This window comes from Oceanobacillus sp. Castelsardo (assembly GCF_001659985.1).
Taxonomy (GTDB): domain Bacteria; phylum Bacillota; class Bacilli; order Bacillales; family Amphibacillaceae; genus Oceanobacillus.
The window spans coordinates 153,578-170,294 of the sequence record NZ_LYCS01000004.1; the positions used below are offsets into that span (position 1 = coordinate 153,578).

At 34.7% G+C, this 16,717-nt stretch carries 16 protein-coding genes and 1 other annotated feature; of the genes, 5 read left to right on the plus strand and 11 right to left on the minus strand.

All coding sequences use genetic code 11. From position 1 onward, the window contains the following. Nucleotides 1-82: 82 nt before the first annotated feature. The 5 genes from A9178_RS09195 to zapA form a co-directional block, all read right to left on the minus strand. Nucleotides 83-490, minus strand: coding sequence for a DUF350 domain-containing protein (locus A9178_RS09195; protein WP_068674568.1), 408 nt, complete (start codon nt 488-490; stop codon nt 83-85). A gap of 137 nt (nt 491-627) precedes the next feature. Beyond that, nucleotides 628-2,973, minus strand: coding sequence for an endonuclease MutS2 (locus A9178_RS09200; RefSeq protein WP_068674570.1), 2,346 nt, complete (start codon nt 2,971-2,973; stop codon nt 628-630). A 21-nt stretch (nt 2,974-2,994) separates the two neighbouring features. Next, nucleotides 2,995-4,713, minus strand: coding sequence for a DNA polymerase/3'-5' exonuclease PolX (polX, locus tag A9178_RS09205; protein ID WP_068674572.1), 1,719 nt, complete (start codon nt 4,711-4,713; stop codon nt 2,995-2,997). A 338-nt stretch (nt 4,714-5,051) separates the two neighbouring features. Beyond that, complete coding sequence (locus tag A9178_RS09210) at nt 5,052-5,594, minus strand: CvpA family protein (RefSeq protein WP_068674574.1); 543 nt, start codon at nt 5,592-5,594, stop codon at nt 5,052-5,054. Between the two features lie 6 nt (nt 5,595-5,600). Continuing rightward, nucleotides 5,601-5,864, minus strand: coding sequence for a cell division protein ZapA (gene zapA, locus A9178_RS09215; RefSeq protein WP_068674577.1), 264 nt, complete (start codon nt 5,862-5,864; stop codon nt 5,601-5,603). Nucleotides 5,865-6,027: 163 nt separating this feature from the next. On the opposite strand from zapA, the gene rnhC reads away from it, so the two are divergent. Beyond that, nucleotides 6,028-6,969, plus strand: a complete 942-nt coding sequence (gene rnhC / locus A9178_RS09220; protein ID WP_082918152.1) for a ribonuclease HIII — start codon at nt 6,028-6,030, stop codon at nt 6,967-6,969. Nucleotides 6,970-7,032: 63 nt separating this feature from the next. Here rnhC and A9178_RS09225 read toward each other — a convergent pair whose 3' ends face one another. The 4 genes from A9178_RS09225 to A9178_RS09240 all read right to left on the minus strand — a co-directional run bounded on the left by A9178_RS09225 (nt 7,033) and on the right by A9178_RS09240 (nt 12,795). After that, nucleotides 7,033-7,818 (minus strand): LysM peptidoglycan-binding and 3D domain-containing protein, encoded by a 786-nt coding sequence (locus A9178_RS09225; protein WP_068674579.1) that lies wholly within the window; start codon nt 7,816-7,818, stop codon nt 7,033-7,035. Nucleotides 7,819-8,205: 387 nt separating this feature from the next. Beyond that, complete coding sequence (pheT, locus tag A9178_RS09230) at nt 8,206-10,632, minus strand: phenylalanine--tRNA ligase subunit beta (protein WP_068674581.1); 2,427 nt, start codon at nt 10,630-10,632, stop codon at nt 8,206-8,208. A gap of 14 nt (nt 10,633-10,646) precedes the next feature. Beyond that, complete coding sequence (pheS, locus tag A9178_RS09235; RefSeq protein WP_068674583.1) at nt 10,647-11,681, minus strand: phenylalanine--tRNA ligase subunit alpha; 1,035 nt, start codon at nt 11,679-11,681, stop codon at nt 10,647-10,649. A 59-nt stretch (nt 11,682-11,740) separates the two neighbouring features. Beyond that, nucleotides 11,741-11,996 (minus strand) — a binding site (T-box leader). A 61-nt stretch (nt 11,997-12,057) separates the two neighbouring features. Further along, complete coding sequence (locus A9178_RS09240; protein WP_068674585.1) at nt 12,058-12,795, minus strand: TrmH family RNA methyltransferase; 738 nt, start codon at nt 12,793-12,795, stop codon at nt 12,058-12,060. Between the two features lie 105 nt (nt 12,796-12,900). Between A9178_RS09240 and sspI the strand changes: the two genes are divergently transcribed. The 3 genes from sspI to A9178_RS09255 all read left to right on the plus strand — a co-directional run bounded on the left by sspI (nt 12,901) and on the right by A9178_RS09255 (nt 14,439). Beyond that, nucleotides 12,901-13,119 (plus strand): small acid-soluble spore protein SspI, encoded by a 219-nt coding sequence (gene sspI / locus A9178_RS09245; protein WP_068674587.1) that lies wholly within the window; start codon nt 12,901-12,903, stop codon nt 13,117-13,119. Nucleotides 13,120-13,270: 151 nt separating this feature from the next. After that, nucleotides 13,271-13,870 carry a lytic transglycosylase domain-containing protein gene (locus A9178_RS09250; RefSeq protein WP_068674589.1) on the plus strand — a complete coding sequence of 200 codons (600 nt, stop codon included), beginning with the start codon at nt 13,271-13,273 and terminating at the stop codon, nt 13,868-13,870. 128 nt (nt 13,871-13,998) lie between these two features. Continuing rightward, nucleotides 13,999-14,439: a cell wall hydrolase gene (locus A9178_RS09255; protein WP_068674590.1), complete on the plus strand. Its 441-nt coding sequence runs from the start codon at nt 13,999-14,001 to the stop codon at nt 14,437-14,439. Between the two features lie 103 nt (nt 14,440-14,542). Here the strand turns inward: A9178_RS09255 and A9178_RS09260 are convergent, their stop codons facing one another. Continuing rightward, nucleotides 14,543-15,628 (minus strand): M42 family metallopeptidase, encoded by a 1,086-nt coding sequence (locus A9178_RS09260; protein ID WP_068674592.1) that lies wholly within the window; start codon nt 15,626-15,628, stop codon nt 14,543-14,545. 18 nt (nt 15,629-15,646) lie between these two features. Beyond that, entirely contained in the window at nt 15,647-16,132 is a 486-nt protein-coding gene (locus tag A9178_RS09265) for a dUTP diphosphatase (protein WP_068674594.1), read from the minus strand. A gap of 130 nt (nt 16,133-16,262) precedes the next feature. Here A9178_RS09265 and A9178_RS09270 point away from each other — a divergent pair, with 130 nt between their 5' ends. Further along, entirely contained in the window at nt 16,263-16,655 is a 393-nt protein-coding gene (locus A9178_RS09270; protein ID WP_068674596.1) for a sigma-w pathway protein ysdB, read from the plus strand. Nucleotides 16,656-16,717 lie beyond the last annotated feature (62 nt).

A 16,717-nucleotide genomic window follows, 5' to 3' on the forward strand; every position in this document is an offset into this window, starting at 1 on the left:
CAAATCATAAAAATAACAGCTACAACAATTAATATTTTAGCTAATCTTTCAAATACCATCGTTTTCCACCTCGCGATTTATTTCAAAGAATATTTGCACCTATAACAAAAGATAACCCTATGGATATCATCATGGATATAAATCCGACCGCATGATTTCCTTTCCCTATCTCCTCATCCACTTTTATAGTTGGTGTAAGAAACTCAAAGATAAAATAGCCTAGAAGTAATAAAAGAAAACCTAACGCTCCCCAACCTATACTTTGTAGAATTGTATCATTATGTTCAATCGAATAACGAAAAATAGTAGCTATTCCAAAGAGCTTTCCCCCTGTTGCCATTGCGACAGCGAAATTTCCATTTTTGATTTCTTGCCAATTTTTATATGAAGTAACCAATTCAAAAATTGCTAGGAAAATCATGGTACATAGTACAACAACACTATATCTTGCAGCAGTTATCACTATAACATTTTCCCAAAACATTTCCATGAAAGATCTCCTTTCTATGTAATTCCAAGCTTATCATAACATGTTTTTCAAATTTCTTCTCGTACGATTATTTATGTAGAAGTTAAAATAGCCAAGTCCTATTCAATGTTGTATAAGACATGGCTATTTATTTTATATTAACGAAATTCGATAATAGTAACTCCACTTCCGCCTTCACCATTTGCTCCGGGTCTTGCTGAAGCAATATTTGGATGTTTTTTCACAAAATCCTGCACGCCTTTACGTAAAGCTCCAGTTCCTTTTCCATGAATAATAGATACTCTCGGATAACCGGCTAACAAGCTATCATCAATATATTTTTCCAATTTAAATAGAGCATCCTCATAACGCTCACCCCTTAAATCTAAATCTGTTTTAACATGGTAATTAGAACCTTTAATTGTTGTAACAGGTTTTTCATAATTTTGTTTCGGTTTACCTAATAACTGTAAATCTTTGCGTTTCATCTTTACTTTCATTATCCCAACTTGTACTAAGTATTCATTATCACTAATTTTTTCTAACACTTCACCTTTTTGATTTACCGTTAACAGTTTGATTTCATCTCCTGGATGAAGTTCGTTCGAGTCTTTTGATGAAACTTCTTGAGTTGTTGCATTTTTTCTTGATGATAAATTTGGTTTTGCCTCTTCTAGCATCTTTTTGGCCTCAATCCACTCGTGTTCTTTTATCTCCACATTGGATTTCATATTTTTAATTTCATTTACAATGATTTGTGCTTCTTCACGAGCTTTTATTAGGGCCTTTTCCGCTTTTTCTTCTGCTTTTTTAAATAATTGTTCACGTTTATCCAAAAATTGTTTATACTCTTTTTCTAGTTGACTACGGATTTCTTCGCTTTCTAATAATACATTATGAGCTTTTTCATAATCCTTTTCAGCTGAAATTTGAGACTTCTCTAACGAAGCAATCATGTTTTCTACATTTTTAGAGTCTATCCCCACTAATCCTTTTGCTCTTTCAATAATTTGAGAATTTAACCCTAATCGACTTGATATTTCAAATGCATTACTTCTTCCAGGTATACCCAGTAATAATCGATACGTCGGTTGTAATGTTTCCACATCAAATTCAACAGAGGCATTGATTACATTTTCACGATTATAGCCATATGCTTTCAATTCTGGATAATGGGTCGTTGCAATAACCCGTGCATCTCTAGAAATAACTTCATCTAATATTGCCATTGCTAGTGCTGCGCCTTCACCTGGATCTGTTCCCGAACCTAATTCATCAAATAATACTAATGAGCGCTGGTCCACATATTCAATAATGTCCACAATATTTGTCATATGCGATGAAAAAGTACTTAAATTTTGTTCAATCGATTGTTCATCTCCAATATCAGCAAACACCTCATGGAAGACTGCAAGTTCACAACCGTCTAATGCTGGTACTTGTAATCCCGACTGGGCCATTAAAGTACATAATCCGACCATTTTTAATGTAACCGTCTTACCGCCCGTATTTGGTCCGGTAATAACAATAGATGAATAAGATTCACCTATTTCAATATCATTTGGAACAACTTCATCTGCGGATATTAGTGGATGGCGTGCTTGCTTCATCTTAATAATTCCTTGATCATTTATTTTTGGTTTTGCAGCTTTCATTTGATTTCCTAATAAAGCTCTAGCATGAATAAAATCAATTATCCCTAATATAGATACGTTCTGATGTAGAGTTTCACTATGTTCTGCAATTAGTCCACTTAATTCCTTTAAAATCCGATCTATCTCTTGTTTTTCTTTCATATAAGCCGCTTGTAGATGATTATTTAATTCCACAACTGCTCTAGGTTCCATAAATAAAGTTTGGCCGGATGATGACTGATCATGAACTATACCACCAATTGCCGCACGATACTCTTGTTTTACTGGTATAACGTAACGATCGTTCCTTATGGTCACAATCGAGTCGGATAACATTTTACTATTTGACCTTGTGTAACCTTCTAATTTTTCCCTTACTTTAGACTCGTAAGAACGAATGGATGAACGAATACCACGTAACGTCTGAGATGCGCTATCCATTACATGACCATGATCATCAATACAATTTTTTATTTCTCGCTCTAGTTCCCCTAGTGATATAATTTCTTCTACCATTTCTTTTAATATCGGTAAATTCTCTTCTAAACCTCCAATAAAATTCTTTACTTTTCTTCCTCCGTATATGGTATCTGCTACGTTTAAACATTCTTCAGTAGTTAAGGTACCACCTATCTCACTCCGTTTGACACTCATCCGAATATCTGTAATTCCACCTAGCGGAATAGATTGATTTAGCCTTATAATTTGTGCCGCTTCATCCGTTTCATCTTGCATCCGATTTACCTTCTCTATTTCAGAGGAAGGTTTCATATTGGAAGCATAGTCTTTACCAATGGATGTTGCTGCCTGGTTAATTAGTTGCTCTGTAATCTTCTGAAATTCTAATGTTCGAAGTACTCGATCGTTCATACTAGTAAACTCCTTTTATTACTACTTATTCCTGTTAAAAAATTTCATAAGTTTATCTTGATCCCATGTATTAATGACAGTATCTTTACAAATCCAACCTTTCCTTGCTGTTCCAACTCCATACTTCATATGTTCAAGCATATGGTAACTATGCGCATCTGTATTTATTGCTAGAAGAACTCCTGCCTCCTGAGCCTGCCTCGCCCACTTAGCCGATAAATCTAAACGGTTTGGATTTGCATTTATTTCTAAAGCTGTATTTGTCTCTTTCGCTTTTTCAATTAATCTATTTACATCTACTTTATAGCCATTTCTTCTACCAATTAGTCTCCCTGTAGGATGGGCAATTAATGAAACATATGGATTCTCCAATGCTGCAAATAACCTGTCCATGATTTGTTCCTCTGACTGATTGAAACTAGAATGAATCGCACCAATAACGAAATCCATTTCTTTTAAGAAGTCATCTGAAAAGTCCAAACTACCGTCTGGTAAAATATCCATTTCCACTCCTGCAAATATATGAATATCATCATATTTCTCATTTAACTTACTAATTTCTTCTCGCTGTTTTCTTAATCGATTTTCATCTAAGCCATTTGCAACACGAAGATACTTAGAATGATCTGTAATCGCTATATAGGAATACCCCTTATTTCGTACTTGATTAACCATCTCTTCCAATGATTGCGCACCATCACTGTACGTTGTGTGCATGTGTAGGTCGCCTTTTATATCATCCAGTTTTAAAAGTGGATAATCTTTTTCAAAAGACTCAACTTCCCCGGTATTTTCACGTATTTCCGGAGGAACATACGTGAAACCGAAATGATGGAAAAATTCTTCCTCACTTTTAAAAGTTAGAACTTCTTTTGTCTCCTCAATTTCCACTCCATACTCACTAATCTTTTCACCTCGAGACTTTGCTAATTGCCTCATAGCAACATTATGGTCTTTTGAACCGGTAAAATGATGTAAGGTCGTTGCAAATTCCTCTTCTGTAACAATCCTGAAGTCCACATTTATATCATAAACATCATCATAAATGACAGATACCTTCGTGTCCCCTTTCGCAACAACATCCTTTATACCAGGCATATCTAAAAGTTGATTTTTAATAGACCGAGGATTTTTTGTTGAAATAATAAAATCAATATCCTTTACTGTCTCCTTCATTCGCCTTAAACTTCCTGCCAATGAAAATAAATCAACATCTTTCATCGATTTTATGTAAGTCTCTATTTTTTCCGCAATAGGAATAACATTTGCAATCGGTAAACGTTCTGGACGAGTCCCCGCTTCTTCAATTGCTGCTAAAATTTTCTCAGCTGTTTTTTTACCGAAACCAGCAAGTGTTTCAACTTTACCATTCTTACATGCCGCTTTTAACGATTCCGCATCAGTTATGTTTAACTCCTGATAAAGCTTCGATAACTTTTTGCCACCTAGCCCTGGTAAATTAAGTAATGGAATTAAACCATTTGGAACTTCTTCCTCCAGTTGTTTAAGTGTCTCTGAAGTCCCATTTTCTATATACTCCACTATAACGGTATTCGTCCCCTTACCAATTCCCTTAATCTTAGTAAAATCATCAATTTCAGCAAGCGAACGTTCGTCTTTTTCTAATGCTTGTGCTGCTTTTCTGTATGCCGATATTTTAAAGGAATTCTCACCCTTTAGTTCTAAATATATTGCAATACTCTCGAGTAATTTTATAATATCTTTTTTATTTATTGTCATTATTATTTTCACCTTTTCATTTTAAAAATTACCTAACATAAAGGAGACTTATTTCGAAGCTTGGCGGCACTTAAAGGCTGGGACAAAATTTTTTTAACCAGACGAAATCCGAACATGTTTGAGCGAATAATCGCTCCGGAAATATACTTCGCTTAAATAGTGCAATGTCCGTCTTTTAGGTGAAACACTTTAGTTATGTCCCAGCCTCTTTAGTAACGCCGCGTAGATAAAATTAAAAGACTAATCCTTCTTATGTTAATACTATTGTACATGACATACAAATGTATAACTAATAAGATGAATCAGTCTAAATGTTATTTAATAGGAAAAATCCAATTCTACTTATCCTCCATAAAAGAGAACCATAAATCTAGGATTTTATCCGAGAAGTAAGGTGTCTGTTCAAGAATAAATAGAGCAATTGGTGACCCATTTATCCATCCTTGCACTGTCTCAACTGGTGTTAATGCTAGAATATATAAAATAATAAAAGCAATCAAGTATACCTCTATAAATCCAAATACTGCACCAAGCAATTTATTGATTGAATTAATAACAGGGATAGAAGCAACAAAATCAAGCATAGAAGCTATAATCTGCATAACTATTTTCACAGCAATAAAAATGAGTACAAAGGCTACCGCATTATAAAATCCATTTTCCAATGGTAATGTTTGAAGAAATGAAGCCCAGGTACTGTCAGGTAATTCAGGATATGGTATCCACAGTGCTAGTTTTGGACCCAAATCGTCATAATACATTGCTGCCACGATAAAAGCAACAATAAAACCTACTAAATGTAATATTTGTAAAATAAGTCCCCTTTTAAGCCCCATAAAAAAACCAAAGAATAAAAACAATAATAATACAAGATTAAACATATTTTACTAATCCTCTTTCCTTTTCAATGAACCTACTAATCTTGCGTAATCTTCTTTTAATTTTAAGTAATCATTCATCGTATTTAAAGCAGTTAGGACAGCAAGACTTTCGGTATCAAGATTTCTATTAGCATTTTGCAAATCCTTCATTTTTTGATTGACAAGAGTTGCAACTAAACGTACATGACTTGCAGATTCTTCGTCAGCAACTACAGTATAAGGTCTATTTTTTATTTCCACGGTAACCCGTTCTTTTTTCACATCTGTCACAAGAAAAGCCTCCCTGCCATAGAATTCTACACTTTATATTAACATGAACCCGTTATTTTAAAAAGATTATTTCCTTATCGCACGTAGTTTGCTATAGTCAATATATATTGTTAAATGGTAAATTAAATTCCTATGTTAAGGAAATATTTAAAGGAGAGATATCTTGGGACAGATTGTAACTGAATTATCAATGGAAGTTATCCTAGAAATGAAACAGTACTATCAACATGGCCTTACCCCCACACCACAAGGAGCGGTATTTCGGGCCAAGACAGACAATGCTGTTATTACTACATACAAATCAGGTAAAGTACTATTCCAAGGGAAGTCTCCTGAAGTGGAAGCAAATAAATGGGGAATACATACGAAACAACCTATTTTACCCAATACAAATACTAAAACAAATAAAAGACATAGCTATTCACCAGAACGAACATTATTTTCTACTAGTCATATCGGATCTGATGAAGCTGGAACTGGAGATTATTTCGGACCTATTACAGTGGGAGCGGTCTATGTAAAAAAAGAGCAAATCGGTTTATTAAAGGAATTAGGAATTAGAGACTCCAAAAATTTAACAGATCCTATAATTAGAGATTTATCTAAAGAAATTGTGAAATTAAAGATTCCTTACTCGCTTGTAATTTTACATAATGAAAAATATAATCGATTACAAAAAAAAGGGTGGTCTCAAGGGAAAATGAAAGCAATGTTACATCATTCAGCCCTAAATCATCTTAGAAAAAAAATAGGTGAAGAGGCATTGTATGAAGGTATATTAATTGATCAGTTTTGTGAACCTGGCGTATATATCAATTATTTAAAATCAGAAAATCAAAAGTTACAAGATAAAACCTTCTTTATGACCAAAGCGGAGAGTTATTCCATTGCAGTGGCAGCGGGTTCCATTGTTGCTAGAACTAGTTTTGTAAAGGAGATGGAAAAACTCTCAAGTAAAATTGGTATCGAATTACCAAAAGGAGCCTCTAGTAAAGTGGATCAAGTTATTGCAAAAATATTAAAAACAAAAGGGGAAAGTGCCTTGGATTCTTTGGCAAAAGTTCACTTTGCAAATACGAAGAAAGCAAAAAAATACTTAAATTAAAATATTAAATTTAAAGGAAGTCGCTTATGCATGCATAAACGACTTCCTTTATTTTCGGTAAAATTAGTTAACAATAGTTACCTTAACATTGCGTCTACCCCAATTATACGCTTGTTCTTTTGTAGGTACATGAATATCGATTTTATTTCCTTGAATTGCTCCACCTGTATCCGAAGCGGTTGCATAACCATATCCTTCTACATGCACTTTGGTCCCTAAAGGAATAACATTTGGATCTACTGCAATTACTTTCGCACTCGGGTTTGCTTTTAAATTCACTCCTGTTGCTGTTATACCAGAACACCCTGAACAATATGCGGTATATGCCGTGGCTTCTACGGAAATGGTTTTCCCTTGTGGTTTTGAATCATTACTAGAACTATCTATTTTCGTTTCCTCTTCTTTCTTGGATGAACTTACTTTAACATTAGATGTAGACTTTGATTCCACCGCAGGAACATTACCATTTAAAGCTAGTTTCTGACCTTCATAAATCATATGAGATGAAAGGTTATTCATTGTCTTTAACTGTGTAACGGTTATTCCATTAGCACTACCAATTTTACCTAGTGTATCCCCTTTTTTAACAATATAATACCCGCCTTGATTACTTCTTTGCTTTTCCTGTTTTACTTCCTGATCACCTTTTATTTGTAAAATTTGTTTTGGATATATCGTAGTTCCTTTTAAATTATTCACTTCCATTAATGAATCTACTGTTGTATTATTTGATACGGCGATCTCCCAAAGTGTATCCCCTTTTTGCACTTCATGTTGTGCAGATGCTACAGTTATTCCAACAAAGCTTGCCAAGATCAATCCCAAAAATACGGCTACTAAATTTTTCATTATGTAGTCCCCCTTTTATTATTGATTAAAGCCTCCGTTGCCTTTTGCAGATTTTTCGCTGGGGGGAGTAATCGCAGCCCCAGGAAGAAATTATAATAGCTTTCCTATCTGCCAAGCTTATCGTAACATGGTTAACACCTTAGTGCGGTTACACTCCATTTAAGAGTATATTTCATACATTACAACTACTATATATTTTGTTTAATAGGTTCTATTCTCTATAAGACAAACATAACTATAATAATTTTGGCTTGTACTCCTACAATCTTTTATTAGAAAAATTCGCATACAATATTAGACTGGTAGGTTTCTAGTTATAAATGATAAGAAAAAACACATAGAATCTCCCCTTTCGGAAAAAATTCTATGTGTTTACTTTACAAACTTTTATGAGCGTATATAAGATTTGAATTTATTATTTACTGCTTCCACAATATTCTCAAATGACGCTTCAACTTCATCATCAAGCAACGTTTTATTCGGATCTTGGTAAAGCAAGCTATAAGCTATTGATTTCTTACCATCCGGAACATTGTCACCTTCGTACACGTCAAAAATACTTACCTGTTTGACAAGTGGTGCGCCCACTTCTTCTATTACATTTTTAACATCACCTGCAAATACATCTTTATCTAGAATAAAGGCAATGTCTCTAGCAACAGATGGATATTTAGAAATCTCTTCAAAAGAAGGTTCACTATCGTATACACCTAGGATTTCTTTAACATTTAAATCAAATACATAAGTGTCCTTTAAATCTAAGTCTTTCTGTAGGCTAGGGTGTAATTGTCCAACAAATCCAATCGTCTTATCTTGAATTTTGACTACTGCTGTTCTACCTGGATGCATATTTTCTATTTTCACTTGATGGAATTTCATTGGTACTTCTAAGTAATCTGATAAACCTTCTATGATTCCTTTAACAACAAAGAAATCTACCTCTTTTTCCTCTTGTTGCCATGTTTGTTCCAGCCATTTTCCAGTCATCGCACCAGCGATTCTTAATATTTCATTTGGCTGTTTGTTTATCTTTTGTTCATTAGAAATGAATACGGAACCCATTTCGAAATAAGCAAGATTACTTTGATTTCTAGCTAAATTGTATGTTAATGTACTAAGCATTTCAGGTAATAAACTTAATCTTAAATATTTATGGTCTTCACTCATAGGCATGGCAAGGTTAATTGGCGTTGGTTTCTGCTCTAATATTTCCGGACTTACTAGTCGGTTTATATTTTTCTCGTTTGTAAGTGAATACGTTAATATTTCAGTTAGACCAGCTGATTGCAAATATTGTTTCACTTTACGTTTTAATAATTGTTTTTCAGTTAAGCGCCCAGCTTGATTTGACCCTTCAGGTAAGGTATATGGTAACTTATCGTATCCATAAATTCTTGCCACTTCTTCTAACATATCCTCAAATATTGTAATGTCTCCGCGACGAGTAGGAACTTGAACTGTAAATGCCTCACCATCTTGTGTGAACGGGAATTGCAATCTGTTTAAAATTTCTATAATTTCTTCATTCGTAATTTCTGTTCCTAATCTTGCATTGATAACAGAAGTCTCGACAACTACCATTTTTTCTGACTTGTCTAACTCATTGAATTCTACTACACCAGATAACACTTTCCCATTAGCATATTTTTGTAAAAGATAACTTGCACGCATTCCTGCTTTTTTCACACGATTTGGATCAACGCCTTTTTCAAATCGTGTACTTGATTCACTTCGTAAACCAGTTGCTTTAACCGTTTTACGGACAGTCCCTCCATCGAAATAGGCCGCTTCAAGTAAAACATTTTTTGTTTCTGGTGTTACTTCGGTGTTAGCCCCTCCCATAACTCCAGCTAGAGCAGTTGGTACATTTCCATTAGTAATAAGTAACTGGTCTGTCGTTAGTGTTCTTTCTTGTTCATCTAGAGTAACTATCGTTTCCTCTTGATTAGCACGGCGAACAACGATTTTCTCTGAAGAAAAACGATCATAATCAAACGCATGTAAAGGTTGACCGTATTCCATTAATACATAGTTTGTGATATCTACAACATTATTAATTGGACGAACACCTGCAGCCATTAAATAGTTTCGCATCCATAATGGAGAGGCCTTTATTTCAACATCCTGAATGATAAATGCACCATAATATGGATTTAATTCCGGTGCTTCTACTTCAACGGCTATATAATCTTCCGCTTTCTCATCCGTAGTAGAATATTCTTCTTCCGGGAGTTTCACTTCTTTATTAAGAATCGCCGCTACTTCATACGCTATTCCAAGCATACTTAATGCATCCGCTCTGTTAGCTAATACATCTAGTTCTAAGATAGCATCATTTAGGTTTAAAAGGGATACTACACTTTCGCCTACTTCAGCATCCTCTGGAAATACAAATATCCCGTCTGCAATATCTGTCGGAATATATTTTTCATCTACTCCTAGTTCCTGTAAAGAGCAAATCATTCCATTTGATTCAACGCCACGTAATTTTACCTTCTTAATTTTAAATCCACCCGGAAGTTTTGCTCCAGGTTTTGCTACTGCTACTTTTTGCCCCTCGGCAACATTTGGTGCACCACAAACGATTTGTAGTGTTTCATCCCCAACATCTACTTGACATAGATTTAATTTATCTGCGTTCGGATGTTTGTCGCATGATGCAACATAACCAACCACTACATTCGTACTTTCTTCTGCAAAATACTCAACGCCTTCTACTTCAATACCAGATTTTGTAATTTTTTCTGCAAGTTCTTCTGGAGTAATATCTCCTAAATCAACATAATTTTTTAGCCAATTGAATGAAACTAACATACGTATACCCTCCTTTAAGCTTTATGATATTGTTTCAAGAAACGAACATCATTCGTGTAAAACCCGCGAATGTCACTGACACCGTATTTCAGCATGGCAATTCTTTCTGGCCCCATGCCAAATGCAAATCCAGAATAAACTTCAGGATCATAGCCTGCCATAGATAAAACTTTTGGATGAACCATTCCGCCGCCCAAAATTTCAATCCAACCAGTCTTTTTACAAACATTACATCCTTCCCCATTACAGACTTTACAAGAAATATCCATCTCAACAGACGGTTCTGTAAATGGGAAAAAACTTGGACGTAGACGAATTTTGCGCTCTTCGCCAAACATCTTTTTAGCAAATTTATCTAATGTACCTTTTAAATCACTCATTCTTACATTTTTATCTACATATAATCCTTCGATTTGTGTAAATTGATGAGAATGTGTCGCATCATCTGTATCACGTCGATACACTTTACCAGGACAAATCATTTTCACTGGCTGATTCCCTTCATACTCCTGCATCGTACGTGCTTGTACGGGGGAAGTATGCGTACGTAACAAAAGTTCATTTGTTATATAAAATGAATCTTGCATGTCTCTTGCTGGATGGTTTTTAGGTAAGTTAAGGGCTTCGAAGTTAAAATAATCTGTCTCCACTTCTGGACCTTCCTTTACTTCATATCCCATGCCAATAAATAAATCTTCAATTTCTTCAACAATACTTGTTAGTAAATGAGGACCACCGATATTAACAGGTCTTCCAGGTAATGTGACATCAATAGATTCTTCTTCTAGTCTTTTCTCTAATGCTTCTTGCTCTAAATTCATCGTTTTTTCTTCAATAGAACTTGCAATCGCATCACGTACCGTATTAGCGATTTGCCCTATAATTGGGCGTTCTTCACTAGATAGTTTCCCCATCCCTTTTAACACTTTAGTAATAGATCCTTTTTTCCCTAAGTAACTTACACGTATATCTTGTAATTCCTTTAGATCTGTAGCTTGGATTACTTTTTCTAAAGCCTCTTTTTGAATTGCTTCTAATTGATCTTGCATTTTTTAGCCTCCCTTTTTGAGTTTTTCAATTTTGAATGAAAAAAAAGCCCTCTTTCCCTAAAAGGGACGAGGACTTGAATTCGCGGTACCACCCTTGTTGGCACGATAATGGTGCCCAACTCAATACTTGATAACGGATAAATCCGGAACACCTTTCCTTAAACAAAATAAACGTACTCCTATTATTTCGTTTACCTCCAAGTGTCAGCTCCAGAGTGAAGTGATAACATTCCATACGATGGAAATGCTCACAGTCTTAGGCATTTCCTCCCTGTATCGCTCATTAATGTTATCTAGCTCTTTCAACGCGTTTATGTATTTCATTCATTAATTTCATATATTATTACATTATAGTTAATTTTTTTACTTGTTGCAACTATCCTTTGACATAATACATTAAAATTCCCGCGGCAATACTGACATTTAAAGATTCAGCTTGTCCATATATTGGAATTTTCACAATTTTATCAGCTTCGTTTATGATTTCTTTATCGACCCCTGCTCCCTCATTTCCTAATACAATAGCGACTTTCGTGTCTATGGACACCCCATTATATAATGTTGCCCCTTCTAATGCTGTAGCCCATACGGAAAACCCATCAGCTTTTAATTCAGGAATTACTTCTTGTAAATCCTTTTGAAATATCGGAATATGAAAAACAGATCCTTGCGTTGCACGTATAACTTTATCATTGTATAAATCTACTGTACCATCACCAAGAATTACCCCATCAAAACCAGCAGCATCCGCAGTTCGTATAATCGTTCCTAAATTTCCGGGATCTTGTATCGAATCAATTAATAAGATATGTTCTCCTACTACCTTTTCCATTTTTTTCATTTCGATTATAGCAGCAATACCTTGTGGACTTCTCGTCTCAGAAATATATTCGAATACATTATTACTTACTTTAGTAATTTCAAAATCACCACCCCAAGACGGTAGCTCTACCCCTTCTTGTGCGATAATTTCCTTTATGTGCCAATTACTATTTTTCGCCTCTTGTAATAAATGGTACCCTTCAACAAGAAACGTTTGAGTATTGGTCCGTTCTTTTCGCTTTTGTAATTTTTTCCACGCTTTAACTTTCTCATTTTTTACGGAAGTAATCATCTCGTTCATCCTTCATCGATATTCTCCATATTATCATACATATTTTAACTTCAATTGGTCAAACTATCCATAGTTTAATTAAGAAAAAACAAAGGAGTTGTCATTATGGATTTAAATATTCGTAAAGCCATCTTGCATAATATCTCTAATAACGATCAAAATCAATTGGAAGCAACAATAGTAGATGCAATACAAGCTGGCGAAGAAAAAATGTTACCAGGTCTTGGTGTATTATTTGAACTTATTTGGCAGCAATCGAGCACGGAAGATAAGCAAGAAATGGTGCAAGCATTAGAACAAGGTGTTAAGCAAGCAACGAATTAAATACTTCTCATAAGAAATAGGTGTTTGATGACATCTATTTCTTTTTACTTCTATTTTAAGATCCCCTATTACTGTCTACGATACAAATTTAGATATTGCCAATTTCAACAATTAAACGTAAAATAATAAATAGATGAAAGGGGAATACCGAATGGAAATCAGAGACTTACAACAATTTATTCAACTTCAAGCAATTGCAAATATGACTTCTCACTTAAACTCTTCTGTACAAAGTTCCCCTATGGTAGAACTTGCTTTTAAGTATATATTACAAGATAAACTAAATGAAGCAGTAGTGAATGAAAATATAAAGGTAAAACAACCTTCTACTTTACCAAACCTACCATATAAAATGGAGAAAGCACACATACCTACCGCTTCATATAATACAGAAATTACAGAAATGGCACAAAAGTATAATATAGACGAGAAACTGATTCACTCCGTTATTAAACAAGAATCAAACTATAACCCGTATGCTAAGAGCTCTGCAGGTGCGCAAGGATTAATGCAGTTAATGCCAGCTACTGCAAAAGGGCTAGGTGTTAAAAATCCATATGATGTTAAGCAAAATATTGAAGGGGGCACAAAATATTTATCCCAAATGTTAGCCCGCTATAATGGAAATACAGAGTTAGCATTAGCAGCTTATAATGCGGGCCCTGGAAATGTAGATAAATACCGAGGAATCCCGCCATTTAAAGAAACACAAAATTACGTTCGGAAGATAATGAATCATTACTTAACCTAAACATATTACCTCAAGCACAAGCTGCTGGAGGTTTTTAAGTTACTAAAATACATCAAATTAAATTAGTATTTTTTAAAACAGTGACATTAATGTAGTCTTTTTTCATACTATATTCTGGAGGTGAAAAAATGACAAGAGTAGCTTACCGAAGCGCAGACGTTGACTTAATGGCGAGAATGATGAGAGCTGAAGCTGAAGGCGAAGGAAAACAAGGAATGCTATATGTAGGGAATGTAATCGTCAACCGTGCTGTAGCAGATTGTACGGACTTTAGGGATTTGAGAACCATTGAAGATGTTATTTTTCAAGTACAGGGAGGAAATTACTCATTCGAAGCTGTTCAAAAAGGAAATGTATTTTATCAAAGAGCAAGAGATTCTGAAAGAAGATTGGCCGAACAGAATTTGAAATATTGGAGAGAACACCCAGCGAAATATGCTCTTTGGTACTTTAATCCATATGCTCCATGCCCTCCAACATGGTATAACCAACCTTTTACTGGTCAATATAAACAACATTGTTTTTACGAACCGGCGGCAGGAACATGCGAAAGTGTATATATGGGATAATATTGAGAAGCTAACTTAAAAGTAATTTTTTCAGTGACTCACATCGTGTAAAAACAAGGCTTAGAGAAACGTTCAGTTTTCCTTTAGCCTTGTTTTTTTACTCTTAAGCAAATATTAAGTTTTTTACCATCTCCGTATCTAGTTTCTTTATTACTTCTACAATTAACTTCACCGCATTTTCAAAATCATCTCGGTGTAGTATACCAGCATGAGAATGAATATAACGTGTTGCAATAGTGATAGAAAGCGATGGAACACCATTTGCGGTTAGATGAATCGAACCCGAATCCGTACCACCACCTGATAGAGCTGCATACTGGAATGGAATATTTTTTTCTTCTGCTGTTTCAACAACTAAGTCACGAAGTCCTTTGTGAGAAACCATGGAAGCGTCATATAGCATGATTTGCGGTCCTTCTCCAAGCTTACTGTCCGCTTCAGACGGTTTAATCCCCGGAGTATCTCCAGCAATTCCTACATCTACACCAAAGCCTATGTCAGGCTGTATTTTATTAGCAGCTGTTTTGGCCCCCCTAAGACCAACTTCCTCTTGCACATCGCCAACACCATAGACAACATTTGGGTGGTTAACATCTTTCAGTTGTTTTAAAACTTCAATAGCGATTGCTAATCCAATACGATTATCCCAAGCTTTAGCTAAAAGCATTTTTTCATTTTTCAAAGGTGTAAATTCAAAGTAAGGTACAATAGATTGTCCAGGTTTTACACCAAATTCTTCGGCTTCTTTCTTACTAGAAGCACCAATATCAATAAACATGTCCTTAATTTCATAAGGTTTTTTCCGTGCATCTGGCGGAAGAATATGAGGAGGTTTTGAACCAATCACCCCTGTTATATCCCCTTTCGCTCCTAGTATGGTTACTCGTTGCGCCAACATAACTTGACTCCACCAACCACCAACTGTTTGGAAATAGACATAACCCTTCTCATCAATTCGTGTAACCATAAAACCAACTTCATCCAAATGCCCAGCAATCATAATTTTTGGGCCGTTCGAATCTCCAACTTTTTTGGCAATGGTACTCCCTAAATTATCATGTTCGATTTCATCCGCATAGGCTGAAATATATTTTTCAAAAACTTCACGTACTTCTTTCTCATTACCCGGAATCCCTCTTGCATCCGTTAAATCCTTAAGCATAGTTAAAGTTTCATCTAATTTAGTCATATGTATTGCCTCCTATCATTAATAACCTTTATTTTGCCTTTCAAAGTTTATTTCATTCTTCTTATAATAAGCAAATTGAATGTCAGATTCACTAAAACCTAGTGCTTCTCCAAGTTGTAAGAAGTTCTCAAACAGCAGATTATAATTTTCCTTTGACACATTTTTATAAAAATCTGTACAGGATTCAAATACTTTATTAAATTGTTCCGTTTCAGTTCGTGTAAATTCACCAAGATTTCTACTACAATATCGATATCCTTTTTCTAAACCAAGTGATAGAATGAAGTGAAGACCGTCCACGTATTCTTCCAGGATAATAGCATTTTCATTTCGTGGTTTGTTGCTCCAAAATTTAAAACATCTCGTTTCATTGGCAAGTTCACCAAGTTCAACTAATAAAGCTAAATATTTTTTTTGGAATAAATCTTGTTTTTTTAATTGGTGATTTTCTTCAATATGGTTGTCTAAACTTTGTTGCATGGAATATAATTCTTCCCAGTTCATAAATGTATATCCTCACTCTCTCTTTACTTTCTCTTATTTATGATTGTACCATGAATTTTTAGTATTCGTGAAACTATTGTATCAAGTAATACGTATGAAGATTAACGATTAAAATAGGGAGTCGATCAGAATGATAGTTATTTTATTTCGTATACTTATCCTCATCACAATAGCCTTTCTTATTTATACATGGATCGGATACACTAGAAATCCAGAGAGACAATTACAAATCGCAAAACAATCCAACCATTTTTATATGAATGATGAAGTAAATAACAGCAAAAGGAACTTGAAATTTGTGTATAAAGGTTGTGTCTTTGATGGTGAAAAATATATAGGAGTAGCTGGTGAATCGTTTGAGGTAGTGGATATCGATATTAGTATTCGTGACCCATTCGATTTGAAAGGTTTTACTCGCGAAGATCTGTATTTTTTAGAAAATGAAATACTTATTAGATACCCATATGCAAAAATCAAATGGAAACACCCTATAAATGAAATACTTATTACAAAAATGGAATAAAAAAGTAATTTCTTCAAAACATTTAAAGCCGAAAAATCCGTCTAACCCGGAATTTTCGGCTT